Raw genomic sequence first — 22,521 nt, 5'->3', positions numbered from 1 at the left:
TCGACCTCCTGAAATAACCAACTTAATTGCATGACCGCACGTATTGAATAGTCTAATAAAAAGCAGAAAAAATGGTGGCTTTCTTTGTTTTTGAGAATAGGTTAAGCTAACCTGTTGTAAAATTTGATTTTATTGATGAATTCACAAAGTAAATCTTCATTTATTGATAAGGGATTAAGTTGGATTTTTTAAAAGAGCGTAGGCTAGAGCAAAACACAAGACCATCAGATGTGCGAGATGAGTATGATCGAGATGAGGCAAGGCTGATTCACTCCGCAGCATTTAGGCGACTACAATCGAAAACACAAGTTTTGGGGCTTGGAGAAAGTGACTTCTATCGCACAAGATTAACTCATTCAATGGAAGTAGCGCAGATTGGCCGTGGTATCGTCCAGTACTTAGCGAAAACACCAGAATTTGAAGCATTTCACAATGACCTACCGAATACGTCTTTGATTACAGCTATCTGCTTAGCTCATGACATAGGGCACCCACCATTCGGACATGGTGGAGAGGTTGCGCTTAATTACTGTATGAGAGAACATGGTGGTTTTGAGGGTAATGGCCAAACCTTGCGAATCTTAGGTCATCTTGATAAGTATACGCTTGAACACGGGTTAAACCCAACTAGAAGAATGTTGTTGGGAGTTTTAAAATACCCGCTACCTTACCTCAAAACTTGTTAACTCTGATGCCTATAAAGATAACAGTGATGTAAACGCTCCCTTTTGGCTATTTCAAGCTGGATTTCAAAAGCCACCAAAATGTTATCATGATTGCGATAAAGAAATTGTTGATTTCATATTTAAAAAGTTTCCTCCTGAAGAAATTGAAAAATTTACTAAATTTGACACCAAAGCAGACAAGCATTCTAAATCTAAGTATAAATCACTAGATTGCACTATCATGAACTTAGCTGACAACATATCCTACAGCTTGCATGATTTAGAAGATGCTTTATCACTGGGCATGATCAATCAACAGCATTGGCGGGAGCACTTTAAAACTAAAGAGAGTCTGTTCAATGATCTAGCTAACCAACTAGACAGAGAGCAATTGTCTTTCGAAAACATCACTTCAGCGTTGTTTGATAAAGAAAGTTATAGAAGGAAAGAGGCTATTGGGAATCTAGTGCATCTAATGATTACCAGTACAGAAATAAGTGAAAATGAATCAGGCTGTGATAGTCCACTTTTGAGATTGCAAGTCAACTTATCTAAAGACGTAGAAACGCTTAGAGAACATATTTTTAACCTTGTATGCGAGCAAGTAATTAGAGATGAAAATGTTCAGCAACTTGAATTTAAGGGGCAAAAATTAGTTATTGAGCTTTTCCAAACTTTAGCTTCAGACCCAGAGCGTTTCCTGCCTAAAGCGACGAAAGAAAGATGGGAACAAGCGGGGCGTCAATCCACTGATGATAAAAAAGAAAGTGCCCAGCTAAGGGTAATATGTGACTTTGTCTCAGGGATGACAGACGATTACGCAACTAAATTTTATGAGAAGTTATTTACTCCTAGCAAAGGTTCTATTTTTGATAGACTTTAGGTAGAACACATATCCACACCTAACTAAATAATTAGGTCGTATTCTGATAGGGTGTATTGGGTGATACCCTAAAACGAAAACGGAACCTATAGGGTCTGGTTTTGTTTTTTGCTTCCAGAAAAGTAAAAAAGACCTGACCCTATTAGCTTCTTTTTGGTACGACAATAGTCATTGTTTACTCATAAGCATTTTATAACTGCTTTTTATTTTCTCAGTTTTGAACAGTTGAAATGGAATATTTAATTATCGCCATTATTGGTCTGATTATCTGGTTTGTAAATCGATCTGACAAACGAAAGATCCGTGTCCAATTACTTGACTCTGAAGCTTCAAGGGTTGGTGCCATAAGTCGAAACCATAGTCATAATAGAAGAACGAAGCATCACAGAGTAAATCATTGCCATCAATGTAAATCGTATGTAGATAACAAGCTCTATGACGAATGTGACTCTTGTGGTTGGATTATATGCTTCGGAGTGTATGGCCTGCGCCCCAAATTGTATGGAATCAAAGAAACCCACAAAGCAGAATAATTACGAAGCAGCTATAAAACGTTTGGAAGAAAGGAAACCCGGTACGGATAGAGGATATATATCAGGGTATGAGTTTTCACATGTAGTTGTTACTAAAATAGAAAATAACGAAGAATTATCAGAATACGAACTGTCAATACTTTCGGAATTTGAGTCCTACTTTTCTAATCGAGATATTGGAGCTAAGGAATATAAAAAATTCGTGTACAACAAAGAGCTTCTTACTAACGAAGAACTAGAAAATTTTATTATTTTGATAGATAAAGAAGCTGACCGTAAGGGAGAGGGTTGGTGGAAAGTGATGGAGTCAAGATACTTTCGAGGGAATCATACTTCAACTCAACAACACGATGATTATATGGATATTAATGAATATGAAATAGATTCGCATATGCTTTATGAAGCACCTGAAACTGATGAAGACCGATATGAGCAAAGAGTTAGGGAAGGCCTTGAGTAATAGGTTTAACGACGTAATGCCAGTAAGCATAAAGTACATAGGCACCTCCCTTAAAAATACAAGGACACACACTTAAATCTATTTAGAGGGATATTGAGGACATGGAAGTTAGTGCAAAGATCAAGAATATAGAGCCAATATTTTTACTGATTACTAAGGTTGCAGTAATCGTGTCGACCGCTTTTTTCATTATTGGAATTAGCTATTGTGTCGGGCTTGACGCTGGCTATGGTGTAACGACGGCTACACCAACTATTGAAGAATCTGCGTTGGTTGGTTTTTTTGTATCATTTAAGGTGTTATGTGACGTTATTTCTGTAATTCTCAGTGGGATTCTAAGCAAGTGGGTATTAATTCCTTCCACAATTATAATAACAATCGCTGTGATACTAGCTGTACGCTTTGTGCTAAAACTTAGTAGCAATAAGAATAAACAGGAAGATAGATTTGAGGAATTATTAAACAAACTGTCTTTAACGTCATATTCTCTCTCTATTGCCCTATTTTTAGTCAGCTTTCTTTGTCTATTTCCCATTTCTGCATTTACTGCAGGCAAGGCTCATGCTGTAGAGGTTATTTCACAAATATCTAAAGATGGGTGTACAAAATTTTTCCAAGACAACTCTATATGGTCTATCTGTAGTGAGATTAACCTAAATGGGTCTACGGTCATCAAAGGTTTTTTGGTTTATAGAACTGATGATCAAGCTGCATTTATAACTCATGACACACAAGACCTTATAATCACACCTATCCCCAAAGACGCTGTTATAAAGCGCCTAAGAATAAAGTGACAAAAAATAAATAACACACCCATACTCAAAGGAAAGAATTGGGCCGGGCCCTGCGTTGTGCAGTCGCTAAAATTCACCTAGTCTCTGTTATCTTCTATCTCAATCCTCTGGCCCTTTCAGGGTAAAGGTTAAGTGCTTACGCATATCTTTTAGGATCACGCCTTTTTTCAGCATGGCGGCGCTTAGGCGTTTTTGCCATTTGAGTAGGTGAGGTTCGGCGGCCTTGAGTGCTTGGTCATTTTCGAATTGAAAACACAGGAGCAGGGAGCCGGGGAATAAGTGGTACTCCACATCAAACCAGCATTGCAACATGCCGGGTATTTCTGCGCGCGCTTGTTGTTCGAGTGCATCGGCAACGTTGAGCACAAGTGCTTGTTGTTTAAGCTGGACTTTGGAGAGCTTTTTCATGGAAGTTCGAGATAAGGAGTTAGGGTAACAAAGCATCATTATATCTGGGCCCTGAGCGCTTTGGAATGTGAAAAATATTAGGATTGGTGTCTAGCTAATAATCTTTGAAATATTATTGAGGTTGGTCTTTCTTTGTGAAATGTTAGAGTGTGTGTCCCACTAATACTTAGTTTTTATTTGAAACGGACAGTCCAAGCGTTTTTTAAGGAAGAGATATTATTATGCCGAAGGTATTGGCCAAAATTTACGTTATTTTTCTCATGTTCGCTTTAACAGCGTGTGCCCCCACTACAGTTCATCTTCATAGCTATAACGTGCCTGAAGCCAATACAAAAGAAATAGTAACGGCATTGAAAGCAACAGGATTTGATATCTCGATAAGCGAACGCGAGCCACCGCTACTGGCATTTGGCAGCTTCATTATTTATCCCCAAGATAATGGTGATAATGACGATTTGGTTAAAATCCTAAATATAATCAATGAGAAGGGATACCCTACAGGACTCATTGCCAAAAACAGGGTTAGAAATCACGAATACCGGGACGGTCACAATATTGGTTTATACCTAGTAAAGACCAACGGCTTGATGTCTATTCAGGAGCAGTTGGTTGCAGACTTTGCAGTTGATATTACCGAAGTCGAATTTACCAGCACGAATTGTTCCAAGCTCTACAGACTCACCTTTGAAAAAGGCGGCAATGCAAGGGTTAATAAGGTACCGATGTTGTGGTCAAGAAACGGGGATACGTTGAGCATTTCACAACAAGCCAACAGGCAAAAATTTACCTATTCAAACGAATATAAAAGAAACGGGAACGCAAGAGAGCTGGTTATGCAGCTAGTCCCTCATAGAAACAGCGAGCTTGAACACATTGAATACTTGAATTGTGAGTATCAAAGCATTACCCCGCTGATTGAATAAGGGCAGTGGGTTTTACGGGGCATAGAAACAGGTCTGGAGATTGCACTTTCTTTAACCTCGCCCCCTGATAAATAAAAGACAAGATAGACAAGGCATTTATAGGCGCTCAGTGTGTCTATAGGTGGCCAAAAAACGTTAATTCTGCACTGGCCGTGTTTCTCGCTGTTTAAACGCATCTTTATTCACTTCATCTGTGCCCAAGTAATTATAAGAGGGGTTGAGATCATCGAGAGTGACTTTCATTTTTATAAGGTCGTGCAGTACTTTATTGCTGCCAATGCGAAAGTATCTACCCGTTAAGTTGTCAGTGAAGGCGAGCTCTTGCAGTGTTGAGTCAATAATTACAGCTTCATCTACTTTATAGCTATCTATGATGAAGTCAGGTTTGTAGTAAAGAGTGTGTTGCCCGTATTCAGGTAAGCCATACTCTCTGTCCACACCCAGTGTTGAGAATGTGGAACAGCCGTACTCAATGTGCTCGGCATCTGTATTTTCACAAATATCTATAAGGAAGAAGCCTGACTCTCGAGTCGCGATGGTCTGATATTCTATGATGACTCCGTTTCTTGGCTCAATTGTGAGTATCTCCTTTTGCATTTTGGCGAGCGTTTCAAATAACGGGGGATCTGTTGGCTTCTGGCGGTGTGGGTATTCCTGTGCGCTAATCATGAACGAATACAGTAAGCTTATAAGCGACAAAGTCCATCTAGTCATAACCTTTCCTTGGGTTGAGTATTTACACGCTGTTAGATGAGTGTACCCCTAAAGTCGCCGCATAGTAAAGTTGGCTATTTGGATTGTTTTGGGTGACACAAAGGCACTGCCTCGATAACAAAAAGCCGAGCATAGCGCTCGGCATTTTTCTTTAACTCAAATTCAGTATTTTGTTGGTTTTAGTCCACGATAACTGAATTTGAATAATCAGACGCCCCGTTATTGTTCAGCGCACGAACGCGATAGCGCCAGCCGGACTCAGTACTCACCGATGTGCTTTGTGTATCCGCCGCGAGTGTTTGATATAGGCTGTAATCACAGGTGACGGTTTGGTTTTTGCCTTTGCCCGAAGTTGTCTCAAAGCAACGTTCTAGTTCAAAACTGGTTTCATTGCCGGAGTTGTCGTTCCACACCAACACGACTTCGGTGATTGTTTTATCTTTTCCTTTGCCAGTGTAGGTGTAGTTAGCGACTAAATTGCTCGGTGAGTCCGGAGCTTGAGCCATCACGGTTACAGACTGGGTGCTGGTATCCGTAGCGTTGTCGTTATCCGTAACCGTTAAGCTTACCGAATAAGTGCCATTAGCTTGGTAGCTGTGCTGGGGGTTTTGTTCGCTTGATGTTGCGCCATCGCCAAAGTCCCACAACCAGCTTTCGATGGTGCCATTGGCATCAGCTGACAAGTCAGTAAAGTTGACGGTTAAGCCACTCACATCGGTATCAAATTGTGCGCTAGGGTCGCCATTGGGCGCAACCGAGGCGCGAAACTGCTCTACGATAGGTGTGGTATTGCGTGCTGTTTGCGCGTTATTACGTTGATTCGCAATACCAGTTGGTTTGCCGTTGTATACCACACCTGGGTTGGAAAAGTAGGGAACCCGGCTGCAGCCATTGCTGCAAGGTGATGAATAAGACATGGTCGTGCGGTAATCGCCGTCATGGTATAGGCCAAAGGAGTATTCGTAAGAGGCGCTATCGGGCGTGGCACTGGAATTTTCAGGATTGTGTTCCATGCCCAAGTTATGGCCATGCTCGTGACTAAATGTCATATTCCCAACCGCACAATCGACATCAGTCGCTTGATAAGCGCTAGGAGCAAAACTTAAACCGGGTGAACGTTGCACGTATGCAGTGCCACAGCTTGATGGCGTGTCTAACACAATAGAAACCATATCGGCACTGTACTGGTCTCGTAGAGCTTGCACTTGTGGACTATTTCTTGCCCAGCTTAGCGCTTCACCTGTAGTTGATTGCGTGCCGTCATAGTCTACGAGCTCAGTATGCACTAAGCGATATTCAGCATTTACTTGGCTGTTTACAAAGGTTGTATTGGCAACATCAACCGCGGCTTGTATGAGCGCATTAACTTCGGCAACACCACCGGCGCTGTCGATAGCATCTTGGGTATAAACAGAAAGTAAATCGATAATCACTGTGCCACTTTCCTCATTGGCGGCTTGTTCATTTTGCTCAACAAAGTTGTTTGCGGTATTAAAGTCGTGGTTGGCGCTATCACACTCAGGAAATGACTCTGTGTCTAAGAGTTCAACAACGGTGTATCCGCCTTTGCTGCGAACTTCATAGGTCTGTTGACCTAAGCCGATCCGCCCAAATACCAATCCTTTGTATACCGTTAAGCTAACATCACTGTCTTTTCGGCCCATCACTTGTCCATGCCACGAGGCATTATTGAGTTGTCCGCGATTAGTGTGACGCTGCAGCGTAATTGTTCTGCCATTTGGCAGAGTTATTTGCATCTGCTGAGTGCCATTCACCACTGCCTGTGCGTTCAATCTACCTCGCACGGCAGACAAACCATGCTTCGATGGCACTACTGAAAACGTAGGGTGTGTGAACAACTGCGGTGGCTCAGATATCTCTGGCTGAGCGATAGCAGCGAGTGGGGCGGATATCATCGTACTTAGTAACAGTGGCTTCAGAACATATCGAGATGAAAACATGTTGAACATCCTTTTTTGGTTGAGACTTAATTTAAACTCACGCAAGGTTTTATCTGATTGTTAATTTCTTGTGTAAGAATGTTAACTTTGTTCCCTTGTTGTCTTTTTGGCAACATCTGTAATGTCTTTTTCTTCTCTTTTTTATATCTTTTCTTAATGGTGAGTCGCTGAGTTGAACAAGCTCTCAAGAGGGTTGTCGTAATTGTTTACGTCAAGAGCGCAGGGACTGTTTATCCACCTCACCGCAGCTCATTTGGTTTTATCCCCACAACCTCTTATAGTTTTGTTTAACTTACAGACAGTTAACTAATGCCTTGGATAACAATGAAAACACTACTTGGTTCACTTTTGGTCTGTTTAGGCCTTTCAACCTCTGTTGCTGCTGAGCAATTCTCACAAGGTCGCGAAATTAGCGAGATGCCGAATGTATTGTCGTTTAAAGAGCGCGTAGCACCGATTAATGACATGGTCACAGACAGGCTGGATAACCTACTGCCACAGCTCATGCGCGAAGCGGATTTGGATATGTGGCTGGTGGTCAACCGTGAATACGGGGAAGACCGTTTGTTTTATACACTGGTGCCGCAACCGACTTTTGCAGCAAGGCGAACCACTATCTTGGTATTTGCAAAGCAAGAAGACGGCAGTATTGAGCGCTTTAGTGTGAGTCGTTACCCCATTGGCGAGCTTTACCCAACGGTGTGGGAGGGCGGCACATTGCAAGACCAATGGCAACGCTTAGCAGAGGTCGTGGCAGAGCGAGAACCACAGCGTATCGGCATTAATATCAGTAAAGATTGGGCTTTGGCAGATGGTTTAAGTATTGGCTTGCATCAACAACTCGTTAAGTACCTGCCGAAGAAGTATGAACAGCGCTTGGTGAGTGCTGAAAATCTGGTGGTGCGATGGTTAGAAACGCGCAGCGACAAAGAGCTCAATGTGTATCCGCAGGCGGTGACGATTGCACGGCGTGTAATTGCCGAAGCATTCTCAAATAAAGTTATCACTCCGGGAGCTACCACCACCGACGATGTGGCGTGGTACATACGTGAACGCTTTGAAGAGCTGCAACTACGCCCTTGGTTCCAGCCTTATGTGAATATTCAACGCCAAGGCGATGACACCAAAAAAGACGATGTGTACATGGGCAAGAGCGACCGCGTTATTCTGCCAGGCGATGTATTGCACACCGATGTGGGCATTTGTTACTTGAACCTTTGCACTGATACCCAAGAAATGGGCTATGTACTTAAACTGGGTGAAACCGATGTGCCACAAGGGCTCAAAAACGCATTGGCGATGGGTAATCGTTGGCAAGATATCCTCACCAGCAATTTCAAAACAGGGCTAACGGGTAACGAGATATTGGCTAACACCATTAAAGGCAGCAAGGCAGCAAACATTCTCAGCAGCACTTACACCCACCCATTAGGTTTTGTGGGTCACGCATCGGGGCCGACCATTGGCATGTGGGATAACCAAGGCCCAACCCCAGTGCAAGGTGATTGGCCGTTGTACGCCAATACCGCTTACGCCATTGAAGGAAATATTAAAACGCAGGTGCCCGAGTGGGATAACCAATGGGTGCAAATTAAGCTAGAGCAAGGTGCGGTATTTGATGGCAAAGAAGTGTGGTACTTAGCGGGTCGCCAAACCACCTGGCATGTTATTCGGTAGTGAGGGCTGCGAAAGATTCACAGTTCCAGCCATTGAAGAGATAAAAAGGCGCTATGCACGACACCAATGTAAGGAGTCGAAAGAAGAGGCTGAGCGTCGGTTGCAATTAGGAGTTGAATAAAGCAAAAGCCACCTGCTACACAGGTGGTTTTTTATATATAAAATCGCCAAAAGTCATATGTATGAATAAGTAAGTACAATAAACGTGATGGGTCGTATTGGATTTTAATAAATCACTAATTTTGTTTTTAATAGGTCAGTTGAGATTTTACAATTGCGTAATAGATTAGATTCTCTTTACGCAACTCCGTTTCAATCCACTCTTTTGTCTCGTCGGTCACAGGCGCGCCTCTGTTTATTAGCTGTTGAGTATATTTTATTGAACGATTGAATTTGCTAGAGAGCATTAATGCTTCCTTTACGACATTGACGTCTTCCGCCATTACCAACTCGTCTTTTGTCAATAAGTACTCGAAGAGCTCAGGCCCTTGTTTATTCATTAAAGATCTATCTAACGCGCTACCACCAATTGAATCGTGTGCGGACAAATCAATGCCATAGTTTTCCAATTGCTGGAACTCTTCAACGGTGAAATATTTAGCTAGACCTGTAATGTGATTTCCATTGAGTTCGTGACCTCTATTTAAGATATCATTTAAAATCTCAAGTGGAACTTCATTCCCTATTGCCGAAGATATCTTAAAATCTACATAACGAGGGCTGTTGAGAGCCACATCATCCAGCTCTGCTAGAAACTGCTTCCAATCTACATTCTTATCCGGGAAGAGACTGATTTCGCCAAATGATGATATCATTTGTGCCTCGGTAGTTTTGATGCTGAATTCTTCAAAACCACTGTTAACTAGAAACTCGTCAAATTTGTCTATTGATAATGTGTCAAAATCAATACCAGCACCTAGCTCGCTTTTTCCTTTTCCATCTTCAACCTTGAGCAAGTTCTTTTCTGAACTCTCTCTTACGTTAGATAAAGTTAGGTTGGGCTGTATGGTCGACAGCTCACTAGGGCTCGCGTAAGAGTATAATTCAGTCTCTGAATAATATTTACTGGGTGTGTAGATGAAGAAGTAAAACACAAGGCTACTAAGAAATACGATAATGGCCGAACCTAAATTTATCAATGCTGTAAATACAAAAACATGTTTCTTGTTTTCCTTTATTTTATCTTTAATATCATCCGCTTCTGTTGATAACATCGAGATAAAAAAGAGAAAAGCTGTCATCTTTAGAAACGCTAGCCCATGAACTAATAATAGTTCACTACTAAAGGGGTGATTGAGTAAGAAAATCGAAATACATAACTCTAATACCGTGAGAGCAGCACCGCCAAATACCCCGAAAAATATCGAGTAAAGTAAATTCCTTTTATGCCCTTTTAAAGGCTTGCCATAACTCGACTCGGCAACACGCATAATCCAACCAGATTGCCAGTTATTAGAGCTTGTTAAAGGTATAACGTTTTTAAGCATTTATTACACTCCCTATAAAATTGCCTACTTTGGAACTACCTGTTTTCTTTTGCGTATTTTTCACACAGATTTATTTGAACTGTATACCGAAAGATGCCAAGGCCCCATATTAATAGCATAAACATCAGCCATAAGGTGGCACCTTCTTTTGGTATTACCCTTTGTTCTGTAAAACGGAATAGGTCGAAATACAACCCAAATATAGGTATGGCGGGGGTTAAAACAAAAAACCAGTAGATAAAACCTCTACCTTCCTCAATAACGTTTCGTCGTCTTAGTTCATCATAATAGGTAAGGTATAAATCACTCTCTAAATCTAACTCGCGAAGTTGTGCAAGTAGCTCTTCGGTGGTGAGTGATTGTGCTTCCTTTTCTGGGGTCATTATGCCTGTCCATGTTTTTTATTGAATCGAGACTCGTATCTGCAATCAGGTACGGGTGACTCAGGTAGTGGCTTTTGTAGCCGCAGTGTTTTGAATACCAGTGTACCTACCTTTAATACTAACCTGCAAGGCTGATGGTTCGGTGATAAAGCCCCGAGCTTGCTGTTCCTATAGGTGGTGGGTATTTATGCAGCTTTGCTAGATGTAGAATCACTTTTCTCGTTATACTGCCGCGGTGTTTAGATTTGAGTGCATACTAAGGTTAGCGATAACTTACTAACCTTCAAAATACTTCTATGATGAAATTTAGGCCTCATACATTGCTGGCGCTGTTGGTACTGAGTTGCTTACTTGGGTTTGCCACGCATGCACAGACGAACCTCGTTCTCAAGGCTGAGCGACAATACAGTGTGAATGCCAGTACGCTGAATGTTGACGATGGCCTATCAGCCAACCCCATACAAGATATCGAATTTGATAAGTTTGCGCGGCTTTGGGTCGCTACCCAAGATGGCGTAAACATGCTTGATGGTAATCAGGTGGTTGCATTTGGCCCTTCGCACGAAGAGCAAGGGCTCAAAGGCAGTTATATTTACGAGCTGCTGATTGATCATCAGTATGGTCTTTGGGTGGTATCAAACCATGGTATCGAACGCCTTGATACAGTGAGTTATCAGGTGACTGACTTCGTTCCAACACTTCCTGAAGCGCAGGAGTTCATCGACTTAATTCAATGGGATGACAGCCGCGTAGCGGTACTTGCTGATAACCAATTAGTGTTGATTGATACAACGGAACTTAGCGTTGCATACGCGCCTGATTCGTTCGATGCCGTACATAACCAAACGGCCATTAATGGCCGATTGTTAATCAAACAAGCCGATGGCTTTAGCTGGGTTGACCCGCACACTTTCGCTCTCACACCCGCGTATCCCGTACCGAGCGAACGCAGAGTCATTAGCTACACAGTCGATAGTGATAATTTTCTTTGGGTTGTGTCACTCGGTGGGAGTGTTCATCGCTGTGACGAGCAACAATGTAAAGCTGTGAACTTGGTGAACAAAGGGGGCGAAGTTGCCTCAGTGGGGCGCGTTGTGTTCGAAGGTGGTCAACTCTTTATGACAAGCAGCGAAGGCTTATTTGTTGTTGATTCAGCGCTGAGCGATATCCGTTTATTGACCACTGAGCGCCATAAAAACATCTTTAACAAACGACTGCATTACCAAAGCCTTTTGCTTAGCGAGAACGGCGATATTCTTATTGGCGCGATGGAGGGGCTGTATTTGTTATCTTCAAGCTACGCCGCCATTTCAAGCTACCCAGATTTTGATGCCTTATTTGGCGAAGAGCCGTTGTCGGCAGCGGCTATTGATGTAAATGAGATACCGCGTTTGGTGGTCGCGGGGTCTAATTCGTTGCTGTATTTTGAAGAACAACGCGGCGAGCTTACTTTACTTGAACAGCAAGACTATCCAGAGGGCTTTGAGCCAGTTCACTTTATTGAAACGCCCAGTCGGGTTTACATAAACTCCTATCGCTCGGGCGCCTTGTTCTACGCCGATGGCCAGTGGCAACCTCTGGGGGCGCTCATGCCTGAGTTGGCAAAAGAGACAACGCCATTGTCGGATGTATACGAGTTCGCATCAGGCGATTTGCTACTGTTGTATCTTGATGAGCTGGTGTTTATGCGCGAAAACGCTGACAAATATGTTGTTCAATGGCGTACGCAATTGCCAACCGCTCTCGCTTTTGGTGTCACCGTGCGAGACAACACACTTTTTATAGCCACATTCAAAGACGGGTTATTAATAGTGGATTGGCAGAGTGAGAGGGCCCCCGAAAATTGGCAAATTTCAGCCAAAGAGAAGAATTTAACGGGTGTCGAGCAAAGTGACAACTCGTTAGTGATGCTCTCTTTAGGGCATGGTTTATCTCGTGTTTCGTCCACGCCAGATGGGTTTCAAGTAATTGAAATTGAAGACAATGACTTATTAATCAACAAGGTCACTTTGTGTATGGCGCCTTATTTGGATGACGACTGGATAGTGTCAACTAACAACGGGGTGGCTGTATTTGATAACACGCTGACTTTAAAAAGCTATTTAACCATGGATGATGGCCTGAGCCATCGTGAAAGCATTCAATTTGGCTGCACGAAAATAAATAACAGCACCATAAATGTGGGCATTAATGGGCTGACGATATTTCATGATAAGGTGCCGAGCAAACCTCGGCCTCAGCTAAATTGGGTCAGCTCTAAGGTCGACGGTCAGTCATTTACTATTTATGACGACGAGCAAGTGTTTACCGCGCCGGATATGTTGGCATTCAAAACAGCACTGAGTTTTACATCTCTCAATGACGATACCCTCATCGAATACGCCCTGAATTCCCAGCAGGGGGAGTGGACAAAGCAAGAGGAAACCTTGGTGACGCTGCCTTCTTTATCGTCCGGCACATACCAGCTTTTCGTTCGCGCCCGCTTAAACAACGGCACACTGAGCAATACCCTTAAATTTCAATTCAAAGTTAAGCCGCCAATGTGGCTGCAGCTGCCAGCAATTGTCTTATACACGCTTTTATTCGCCGCGTTTATTGTTTGGATTTACAGCCTGATAATGCGCAACAAACTCGATAGGCTGAGTTATTTAGAGAAGCAACAATCCTTACAAGACGCGTACACACGTGAGTTACAGCATCAAATCAAGCAAACTACTGAAGAGCTAGAGCACAAGCAGCGAATGCGCATTAAAGAGCAGCAAGAAAAAGCGCGTTTCATTACGGGCGCGAGTCATGATTTAAGAAACCTTGTTAGTTTGCTAAAGCTCAATGTAGTTAAGCGCTCACCGAATGACTTGCAAAAAGCGCAAAGCGACGCGCATGTCGGCAGCATCGTAGAGAGTTTGGATCATCTCACTGACAACATTGTGCAGCTGTCAAAACTTGATGCTGGGATCATCGAGCCCACAAAAGGCGATGTGGCTATTGTCGATATTTTGCAGTCTGTTGATAACGTATTTTCACCGCTGTGCCAGTGCAAAAACCTGACATTGAAATTGACAGCGACGGCCGACCAGAGGGTTCACACAGACGGTCACTTACTTTTACGCTTGGTCAATAACCTAGTCGATAACGCCATTAAAAATACCCCGGAAAACGGTGAGGTAGCCATAAGTGCTGTGCTCGTCGGTGATGAATGCCATTTAACAGTGAAAGACAATGGGCCGGGGTTACCGGATGAAATTAGCCTTGACACGATAACGCCTTTTTCTCGAGGAACCCACACTTACACAGGCAGTGGTTTGGGCTTATCGGTGGTGAGCAAAATAGCCGAGCTTTTGAATATCACCTTGAACTATCGCAATGGGCATCCGCATGGTGCTATTTTTGAGCTTGTGTTGCCCATCGCAAACCATTCTGAGGATGACTCGCAAACGCCATCTCCCGTGAACGCAAAGCTGGCTGTTGTTGAAGATGACCCTCAACAACTTGATTGGCTGGCAAGCGCACTTGGCGAGATAGGGTATGAGATTCATTGCTTTACAAATGCAGATGAACTCATTGCGTGTAGCGACAACGATTTTGCTGCAATTATTTCTGATGTGGACTTGGCGCAAGCGAAAGATGGCATTGAACATATGGGCGACTATCGGCAAAAGTTGAGAAACAATGGTGTGATCGTATATGTTTCTGGGAATGAAAATGCCAAGATACGTCTAACGAAAGGGGGTGGTGCGTACTTTATGAAAAAACCCATAAAGCTTAAAAAGTTAGAGCAATTTCTCATCAGAGGATTAAAGCAATGAGTGTTTTTCAGGTTGTGATTGCTGATGATCACCCGCTTTTTGTTTTCGCACTAGAGCAGAAAATAAAGGCAGTATGGCCAGATGTTGTTATTCACAGCGCCAACAGCTATCAGCAACTTTTTCGCCTGTTGGGTGACAAAGAAGACGACCTTGATTTGGCCATCGTCGATTTATCTATGCCGGGATGCGAAGGCGTTGAAGGAGCGCAGCATATTGCCCAAAACTACCCAGCCTTGCCGCTTATCATCATTAGTGCACATGATGACTTTCAAAGTATGAATGCCTGTCTAAAAGCGGGGGCTTCAGCGTTCGTATCGAAAACGGAAATTGATACTGACATCGTTAAACTGATCGCCAAGTATTTAGACGATGATCTTGCTGACATCGGCAAAATATTAGATGTGCCTAGTGCGTCTGCGAGCCTACCTATTTTTACTCGGCAACAGCAAAAAGTTATGGCCTTGATAGCCTCAGGTTTGAGTAATAAAGCGATAGCCAATGAGCTCAACATCTCTGAAAAAACGGTGCGCTCTCACGCCTATACGATATTCAAACTGCTGGAAGTAGAAAATCGCACACAAGCCACAGTTAAATACCAACAACTATTGAATCAATAAGCTCATCGCAATCGGCCTGTTACAGGCCGCTCTTCGTAAAATCCTATTTCAATGTAAAGAATCGTTGTTTTACAAATAATTCATGTTTTTCAGTTGATTAAGCTGCTCAATTCTCTTTTTTGAGTCAAATGACTTAAGTCTCAAGACCCATAAAATTGGGTTATATGTTCAATATTTTAATTTTTTGTAAACCCATAAACTGTCCCTTCATCAGTAAGGTGTTGGGCTCCCAACCACAATGATTATGCGCTGACCCCTTACTGAAACCTATGCGGTTTTTCTACAGCGAAGCCACAAAACTTTGCGTGATAAACCCATACGTAAAATACCAATAAACAAGAATCAATTAGGGGGACTTCATGGTCCAAAAAAAATTAAAAGTAATCACAATGGCCCTGTTAGTAGGCACATTGTCAACGGGTTGTACTCTTGTCGGTGAGCATAAGATGACAGGTGGCGGCACCATGGCATCAGCGGGTGGTGACAAAAATGCAGCCTTTACATTCAACGTTGAAAGCTGTGGGGAAGATGCGTCGGGTCGTGTGAATTACATCGACCATTCAGCCATTGACTTTGAACAGGTGGGCGGCGTGAGTTTCAACGCAGAAGTAGATGATTTTGGCTTTTGTACACTCGGAGCGATAGAGGATCTTGAAAATGGCACTCCTTGTAATTGCGAAAATCAATTTGAAGCGCAATTTAGCTATGATTCAAAAAATCCTCAGGCGCAAGGTGAAGGTACTGGCTTTGCCTGTTTCATCGACACTGGAGAAGGCAAAGGAAACTTCCACGGTATTGTTACTGCAATGAGTTTGGAAAGTGGTCCTTATGCTGGGTATTTCAACGCGGGCACCATGAATGGCAACATTCAAACACAAAGTTGCCCGGATAAAAACAAAGAAACAGAGTCAGAATAAGGAGTAACGAAATGAAAAACAAAAGTTTAATTGCCGTTTTAGTGGCTAGTGCCTTTTCTGCCAATGCTGAATTAGTTAATAATCCTGACGCAACGCAAGACCGCGAAGTGCGCGTAGTGTTTGAATATCATCAAGGCAACAAGGCGGAATTAATCTCTGCTATTGAAACTGCTGGCGGAACAATCGTTCGTGAATTAGATATTGATAACTCATTTGCAGCGACTATCAATGCAGATGTATATGCACAAATCAAAGACAGCAAAGCTATCAAATCGGCAGAATTTGACGCTAAGCGTTTTGCAATACCGCAAATGGAAATTGACGCTGAGCCAGCAAACTTTGCAGATTATGTACCTTACGGTTTGCCAATGGTTCAGGCAGACCAGCTAAAGTATATGGGCGGTATCAAGGTGTGTATCGTCGACACGGGTTATGACTTAGGTCATGGCGACCTGCCTTCATCAACGGTAGATGGTGACAGCGAGGGAGCAGGTCCGTGGTATCAAGACGGCCATGGACATGGTACGCACGTTGCTGGCACGATTGCAGGTTTAGATGGTACTGGCGAAAATACCTTAACAGGTGTGATAGGTTCAGGTATGCCAGAGCTGCACATTGCGCGCGTGTTCAACGACAACGGTAATTTTGTTTATGCATCTGACTTAGCGGGTGCGGTAAATGATTGTGCAGATGCTGGCGCAAAGGTGGTAAACATGAGTCTGGGCGGTGCTTTCTCGACCAAGGTAGAAGAGCGCGCCTATTCTCGTTTGGAAAAGCAAGGCGTGTTGTTGATAGCCGCCGCAGGTAATGATGGTAATGCAACTCATAGCTATCCAGCTTCCTATGACGGTGTAGTGTCAGTTGCTGCAGTGGATGATCAAATGGAGCATGCAGATTTCTCACAACGCACTTCACAAGTTGAGTTGGCTGCACCCGGTGTAGATGTTGTCTCCACGGTTGCAAGAAATCTAATTCCAGGCAATACACAGGACTTGTACGCTTACATGAGTGGTACTTCAATGGCGAGCCCGCATGTTGCTGGTGTAGCTGCGTTGGTGTGGAGCTACTTCCCACAGTGTAACAACTATGAGATCCGCAGCGCCCTAGCTGCTTCAGCGAAAGACCTAGGTGATGAAGGTTACGACTATAAATACGGTTATGGCCTCGTTCAGGCGAAAGCAGCATACGACTACCTAACTGAAAATAATTGTGATGGTCGTGGTGTTAAATAATCACTAACCCCCATACTTGTGAATTCATGAGAGCGGGTCACACACCCATGGGCAAGCTCGATTGAAAGCACAAGTAATTACAGGGAAGCGGGGGCTATAAGTAGGTATAGTTCTGGTTTTCTGTATCCTCCCAAGCCACTTCTTACGAAGTGGCTTTTTTGTAGGTGAGATGTGCGTATGCAGGCTGAGGCCGTTTCAGGGTATTGAATCCGGTTGTATAAATAAGCGCTGACTCATTCTAATAATTGCTCGCTTACAAACCACACTGCAACCCACTTGCCGTTGTATTTTGCACTCATACTGCGTATGTTGGTCGCAATTATTTTGTGAAAATACTGATTATGTTCAATGTCTTATTACCTTTTGTTTTGTTATCTGCGTTAAGTCATATCCTTGCTGATAGCCTCAAAAAAGATACACTTTGCTATGTCTTCAAGCCTCTAACAACTGCGTTGATCATTGTTTTAGCTTGGGCACAAACCAGCACCTTTACCCCTTTGCATTATTGGGTATTTGCGGGTTTGGCGCTGTCTTTAGTTGGCGACATCTTCTTGATGTTGAAAAAAGACTATTTCCTGCAAGGGCTGATAGCGTTCTTTATTGCCCATGTAGCTTATGTGATCGCTTTTACTCACACCTCGGATTTTGCGTTGAGTACTGTGTTGCTGGTGGCGTTGATTGCCTATGCTGGGTTATTAATAACACTATTAAACAAGCAATTAGGTAAGTTACGTATCCCTGTTTATGCTTACGCCGCTGCGCTCACGTTAATGGTCCTCACCAGCTATAGTTTCTATCAAGTATCCGGTTACGAACTGGGCTTTTATGCCTTTGTGGGAGCACTGTTGTTTATGGTGTCAGACTCTATTCTTGCCTATCGTCGTTTCGTAAAAGACTATGTATGGAGCCAACCGGCGATTCTTGCCACTTACTATTTTGCGCAAAGCTTGATTGCCTTGAGTCTGACTAATTAACTGTGAGGCTTTGCTTTAATCCGTTTCTAATTTAAGTTGCCATTTATTCAATAGCGCTTGATAGTGCCCAGAGTCTTTAATTGCTTCTAGGGATGCGGTGATTTTTTCGGCAGTTTCTTTCGGCAGCTGTTTGTTGGCCGTGATGTGCAGTTCGTTGGGGAAGTCGTTTAGGCGCAGCTTCTTTTCTAGCAAATTTGGGTCGAGGCCTATTTGCTTCAACTCTTTATCCAAAGAAAGGGTGTTCGTGAGCACCAAGTCGGTGCGCCCCTTGTAGAGCATCTTCATTAAGCTAGCAGGCTCCGGCGCCAGCACTAAATCACGCTCTAATGAGAATCCTGCTCGTTCTAAATATTGTTGGCTATAGTATCCACGAACAGTGCTTACACGCAGCCCTCGTGCGCCTTGCAGGTTTGTAAGCGTGAATTGTTTTTCTTTTAAACCTACCAGGTATGCATGTGCGTTATACACCGAGCCTAAAAATGCAAAGTGTTCGTCACGGCTTGGTGTTTTCAGTAACGACATCATCAAAATGTTGGGGTTGGTTTGCAGCTCTTTGTACGCTCGAGCTTGGGGCATTATTTCGACACTGCCTTCACACCCACAATGCGCCAACACCGCTTTGACAACGTCTACTAAAAAGCCTTGTGGTTCTTGTTGATGATTCTCAAAGTGCAGAGGGAATAAATCTTCGGCAACGAATCGCAGTGAGTTCGCTGACCACGCAAAGCTAGAGAAAAACCCAGCTAACAACAACGCGAAGATAAAAAAGCACTTCTTCATTCGGTTCACACTTCGTTTACAACCAGATGTCTACCTTGCCTAATTTCTCGGTGTTTTTCCAGCCTTGGAGCGTTGATTAACTGATGTTACCCAATATGTGTACATGCTGGGTTAAATGATGGTTGTAAGTTTGTTCTTGATCATTGCGCTATAGGGCGCGCAAACCTATGCTTTTTGTATCGATGTTGATTAATAATATCAGTACCTTATAAGCGAATGGAAAACCTGACGATAGCCATGGCAGGGCTGACTGCCATTATTCTATTTATATTTGGGTTAGAGAATTTCTCTCGAGAGATTGAGAGCATTTCTGGTGAGCGTTTTCGTAAATCCTTGAGCCGGGCTACGAACATTCCGATTTTGGGTGTATTGATTGGTGCTGTGGTCACGGCCTTTATTCAGTCAAGCTCGGCCACCTCAGTGATCACTATCAGTCTTGTTAACGCGGGTGTATTAACGTTCAAAAACAGTGTTGGCATTATCTTTGGCTCAAACGTGGGTACCACCATCACTGCGCAGCTGGTGGCATTTAAACTCACTGTGTTTGCGCCAGTGATCATTATTATTGGCTTTTTTCTGTCGTTGACACGTAATCGCTTTTCTATTTTTGGTAAGGCCATTTTCTATTTTGGTTTTGTGTTTTTCAGCCTTAATCTGATCTCTTCGTCGCTTGCGCCATTGCAAAATAACCCCGCGCTCATCGAGATTTTAACGCAGCCGCAAAATCCACTCATCGCTATTTTAGTGGGCTGTGTGTTTACTGCCATGGTGCAATCAAGCTCGGTAACCACTGGGCTGGCAATCGTCTTTACGCAACAAGGCATTCTGGGGCTGGAGAATGCAGTGCCTATCATTATGGGCGCCAACATTGGTACCACAGCAACGGCTATGATAGCGGTGTTTGGTATGGACATCGCCGCGAAAAAGGCGGCGCTTAGCCACTTCTTGTTTAATGTGGGTGGGGTGCTGATGTTTTTGCCCTTCATTTTACTGTTTGGCAATAAACTCAGTGAAGTCACCATGGATCCAGCCATTGCACTAGCAAACATTCATTTCATATTTAACATGGTTGCTAGCCTAATCTTCATTATATTTGTAACCCCGTTCACCCGATTTGTGGATTTTCTACTGGGTGAGGGAAAAATGGATTTTGAACGCCTTGAGTTACCAACCTACCAAGAAGATGAAGAGTTTCAGCACGTTTTGGACAAGCTAGAGTCAGGTAATCAACAGCTGCTCAATTTTTTGAAAGAGAATTACAACCAAGTCACGCTCAGTTTAGAGACAAACTACAAGGGCATTCAAGACACAGCTCAAAAGCGTTTGGAATATGCCAGCTTCGTAGAAAAGGAATACATTACGTACTTCACTACGATTGTGAGTAAAATCAAAGATGAAGAGCAGTCTCGAGCATTAATGCTGCAAATTAATCGCTTCGATTACTTGTTCCAAATTCATGATTCAATTACCGATCTCTTCGAAAGCAAACGTATAATGAATGACCAATTTATTGAACTTAAAAGTGATATTTTGATCCTTATTCGCGAGCTCTCTAGTGATACGCTCACCCTGTTCACCCACACCAGCGAACACCTCGATCAACCCAAAAACGATGAAATCGAGAAGGCGGCGAAGTCATTACAACTTCACCTTAATCAGGCGCAGCGTAAATTGTTAATGTTACTGGCTGATACCAACAGAAAAGACGCTGGCGCACTGACAAACTTTGTCACTTACTCACAGCGACTCAAAGATAAGCTCCTTAACCTACACAAGATGTACTCCCACAAAAATGCTGAGCTATGAGATTGCGGAGGTCGTTTAGGTGCAAAGCTTGGTGTTGAGCCTAGTTGAACTGACCAGGATCAATGACACCTGACGACATTGTTAGACGTGTGGAGCGAACTTCCTGTGCTTTAGCGTGTGTTCACTTCGTCTAACTAACGCTTCGCCGACAAAGAGTGTAATCAGCAAACCAATACTGACTTGCAATACATAAGTTAGGTCAAAGGGTTCTCCAGGAATCCAAAAGAAGAGCGTAATCGACATCACTAAAATACTGATGCACAACCCTGCGATTAGACGTGCTGATACGATGCCGCCAGGTACTTTAAATGGGCGAGGTTTAAGTGGGTCTCTGACTCTCAACTTTAAGAATGAGCAGTGCATCGCGATGTAAGGCATTAAGAAAATAATCGCGCCAAACGAGAACAAGGTCCAGTAAAGCTCTTCCGCGTTTTTAGCCATGACGCCATACACTATCAACATGAGTATGCATACGCTGGCAAGTATGACGGCAGAGCCTATCGGCATGTCGTACTTCTTGGTCAAAATAGCGAATAGTCTTGGCATCTCACCTTCTTGGCCAGCCTCAGCCATCGCCGCATTGCCGCCCAGGGTCCACGCAATCATAGATGCAAAAAAGGTAAATAAGGTTGCAATACCCAGCACTAAAACCAGTGTATCTCCCCACGGTGTGCCGCCGAATAGCTCTTGCAGTGTGACTGCAAAAATAGTCACAATTTCAACTTCCTCAGCAGGAATTGCCGCTAACACTCCGATGGAGCCAAACACGTATAGAATGGCGGTGATCAGACCCGAGGCAAACATGGCTTTTGGGATGTTTTTATCGGGAGAAATAATTTTCTTACTCTCCGACATAATTAACTCTAGCCCTAAACACCCGTACACAATAACGGGGATATAAGCCAGCCCTGCAGACCAATCCGAGGTTGCTGTTGCGAGACTCAAATCATTGGCGAAGCCATTGCTCATGCCATAATTAATGCCCGCTAAGCCGATAACTAACACAATAATAAACTTCAATGGTGTGGCAATGGACAGCGCCCATTTTGTGTAGTTAAGCGGCAAGCTGTTCACGGCTGCAAGCAAAACGCATAAACATATAGCAACGCTAATCTGGCTCCACAAACTCATGTCTGGAAAAAACATGGCTGATAGCATCCCTGAGAACATAATGAACACAGAGGGAACCCACAGTGCTATGTTAATCCAATACAACCATGTGATCCTAGCGCCCAGCGAGGGCCAAATGCATCTCTCACCCATGCATAAATGCCACCTTGTTCAGGGTAACTTGCACCCAGCTCAGAGGTAACCATTGTGTTGGGCAACATAAAAAAGATGACGGTAACAAGCCACCAAAATACGGCATAAGGTCCCACTGACGCTGACATGGCTATTTGTTCCACCAATAAAATGGCAGATACACAGTAGAAAACCATGTCTTTGAAACCAAACATGTTTGGTAAATTTTTTGTATGAAGCATCGTATATTTTCCTAGTT

Annotated in this window: 20 protein-coding genes; 12 read left to right on the top strand and 8 right to left on the bottom strand. The window is 43.3% G+C overall.

The genetic code is table 11. The annotated features are described in order from the left end of the window. Nucleotides 1–179: 179 nt before the first annotated feature. The 4 genes from dgt to ACH19P_RS12760 all read left to right on the top strand — a co-directional run bounded on the left by dgt (nt 180) and on the right by ACH19P_RS12760 (nt 3,335). Entirely contained in the window at nt 180–686 is a 507-nt protein-coding gene (dgt, locus tag ACH19P_RS12775) for a dGTP triphosphohydrolase (protein WP_462158915.1), read from the top strand. 220 nt (nt 687–906) lie between these two features. Then, nucleotides 907–1,548: a hypothetical protein gene (locus tag ACH19P_RS12770; RefSeq protein WP_462158914.1), complete on the top strand. Its 642-nt coding sequence runs from the start codon at nt 907–909 to the stop codon at nt 1,546–1,548. A 435-nt stretch (nt 1,549–1,983) separates the two neighbouring features. Beyond that, nucleotides 1,984–2,541: a hypothetical protein gene (locus ACH19P_RS12765; protein ID WP_462158911.1), complete on the top strand. Its 558-nt coding sequence runs from the start codon at nt 1,984–1,986 to the stop codon at nt 2,539–2,541. 101 nt (nt 2,542–2,642) lie between these two features. Continuing rightward, complete coding sequence (locus tag ACH19P_RS12760) at nt 2,643–3,335, top strand: hypothetical protein (protein ID WP_462158910.1); 693 nt, start codon at nt 2,643–2,645, stop codon at nt 3,333–3,335. Nucleotides 3,336–3,434: 99 nt separating this feature from the next. Here the strand turns inward: ACH19P_RS12760 and ACH19P_RS12755 are convergent, their stop codons facing one another. Beyond that, nucleotides 3,435–3,743 carry a hypothetical protein gene (locus ACH19P_RS12755; protein WP_347392670.1) on the bottom strand — a complete coding sequence of 103 codons (309 nt, stop codon included), beginning with the start codon at nt 3,741–3,743 and terminating at the stop codon, nt 3,435–3,437. Between the two features lie 221 nt (nt 3,744–3,964). On the opposite strand from ACH19P_RS12755, the gene ACH19P_RS12750 reads away from it, so the two are divergent. Then, nucleotides 3,965–4,666, top strand: a complete 702-nt coding sequence (locus ACH19P_RS12750; protein WP_462158908.1) for a hypothetical protein — start codon at nt 3,965–3,967, stop codon at nt 4,664–4,666. Between the two features lie 135 nt (nt 4,667–4,801). Here ACH19P_RS12750 and ACH19P_RS12745 read toward each other — a convergent pair whose 3' ends face one another. Both ACH19P_RS12745 and ACH19P_RS12740 read right to left on the bottom strand, forming a co-directional pair. Continuing rightward, a complete protein-coding gene (locus ACH19P_RS12745; protein ID WP_462158907.1) occupies nt 4,802–5,380 on the bottom strand; it encodes a hypothetical protein in 579 nt (192 codons plus the stop codon). A gap of 179 nt (nt 5,381–5,559) precedes the next feature. After that, entirely contained in the window at nt 5,560–7,341 is a 1,782-nt protein-coding gene (locus ACH19P_RS12740; protein ID WP_462158905.1) for a PKD domain-containing protein, read from the bottom strand. 324 nt (nt 7,342–7,665) lie between these two features. On the opposite strand from ACH19P_RS12740, the gene ACH19P_RS12735 reads away from it, so the two are divergent. Beyond that, nucleotides 7,666–9,018: a M24 family metallopeptidase gene (locus tag ACH19P_RS12735; protein ID WP_462158904.1), complete on the top strand. Its 1,353-nt coding sequence runs from the start codon at nt 7,666–7,668 to the stop codon at nt 9,016–9,018. Nucleotides 9,019–9,266: 248 nt separating this feature from the next. Here the strand turns inward: ACH19P_RS12735 and ACH19P_RS12730 are convergent, their stop codons facing one another. Beyond that, complete coding sequence (locus tag ACH19P_RS12730) at nt 9,267–10,505, bottom strand: hypothetical protein (protein WP_462158903.1); 1,239 nt, start codon at nt 10,503–10,505, stop codon at nt 9,267–9,269. A gap of 35 nt (nt 10,506–10,540) precedes the next feature. After that, nucleotides 10,541–10,888, bottom strand: coding sequence for a hypothetical protein (locus tag ACH19P_RS12725; RefSeq protein ID WP_462158901.1), 348 nt, complete (start codon nt 10,886–10,888; stop codon nt 10,541–10,543). 296 nt (nt 10,889–11,184) lie between these two features. On the opposite strand from ACH19P_RS12725, the gene ACH19P_RS12720 reads away from it, so the two are divergent. The 5 genes from ACH19P_RS12720 to ACH19P_RS12700 all read left to right on the top strand — a co-directional run bounded on the left by ACH19P_RS12720 (nt 11,185) and on the right by ACH19P_RS12700 (nt 18,434). After that, nucleotides 11,185–14,694: an ATP-binding protein gene (locus ACH19P_RS12720; RefSeq protein ID WP_462158900.1), complete on the top strand. Its 3,510-nt coding sequence runs from the start codon at nt 11,185–11,187 to the stop codon at nt 14,692–14,694. Beyond that, nucleotides 14,691–15,311 (top strand): response regulator transcription factor, encoded by a 621-nt coding sequence (locus ACH19P_RS12715; RefSeq protein WP_462158899.1) that lies wholly within the window; start codon nt 14,691–14,693, stop codon nt 15,309–15,311. The genes ACH19P_RS12720 and ACH19P_RS12715 overlap by 4 nt, the downstream gene beginning before the upstream one ends. 359 nt (nt 15,312–15,670) lie before the next feature. Then, on the top strand, nt 15,671–16,228 hold the full coding sequence (locus ACH19P_RS12710; RefSeq protein ID WP_462158898.1) for a hypothetical protein: 558 nt from the start codon (nt 15,671–15,673) through the stop codon (nt 16,226–16,228). An 11-nt stretch (nt 16,229–16,239) separates the two neighbouring features. Further along, a complete protein-coding gene (locus ACH19P_RS12705) occupies nt 16,240–17,460 on the top strand; it encodes a S8 family peptidase (protein WP_462158897.1) in 1,221 nt (406 codons plus the stop codon). A gap of 326 nt (nt 17,461–17,786) precedes the next feature. Beyond that, a complete protein-coding gene (locus ACH19P_RS12700) occupies nt 17,787–18,434 on the top strand; it encodes a lysoplasmalogenase (protein ID WP_462158896.1) in 648 nt (215 codons plus the stop codon). Nucleotides 18,435–18,449: 15 nt separating this feature from the next. Here the strand turns inward: ACH19P_RS12700 and ACH19P_RS12695 are convergent, their stop codons facing one another. Further along, a complete protein-coding gene (locus tag ACH19P_RS12695; RefSeq protein ID WP_462158895.1) occupies nt 18,450–19,214 on the bottom strand; it encodes a substrate-binding periplasmic protein in 765 nt (254 codons plus the stop codon). 216 nt (nt 19,215–19,430) lie between these two features. Between ACH19P_RS12695 and ACH19P_RS12690 the strand changes: the two genes are divergently transcribed. Next, nucleotides 19,431–21,020 carry a Na/Pi cotransporter family protein gene (locus tag ACH19P_RS12690; RefSeq protein ID WP_462158894.1) on the top strand — a complete coding sequence of 530 codons (1,590 nt, stop codon included), beginning with the start codon at nt 19,431–19,433 and terminating at the stop codon, nt 21,018–21,020. 81 nt (nt 21,021–21,101) lie between these two features. On the opposite strand, the gene ACH19P_RS12685 is transcribed toward ACH19P_RS12690, so the two are convergent. Then, nucleotides 21,102–22,235 (bottom strand): APC family permease, encoded by a 1,134-nt coding sequence (locus ACH19P_RS12685; RefSeq protein ID WP_462158893.1) that lies wholly within the window; start codon nt 22,233–22,235, stop codon nt 21,102–21,104. After that, nucleotides 22,217–22,504 carry an amino acid permease gene (locus ACH19P_RS12680; RefSeq protein ID WP_462158892.1) on the bottom strand — a complete coding sequence of 96 codons (288 nt, stop codon included), beginning with the start codon at nt 22,502–22,504 and terminating at the stop codon, nt 22,217–22,219. Before ACH19P_RS12680 ends, ACH19P_RS12685 begins: the two co-directional genes overlap by 19 nt. Between the last annotated feature and the right edge of the window lie 17 nt (nt 22,505–22,521).

It is taken from the genome of Pseudoalteromonas sp. GB56 (assembly GCF_054923835.1).
Note: the sequence above shows the minus strand (reverse complement) of the source record. Positions and strands in the feature narration are given on the sequence as shown.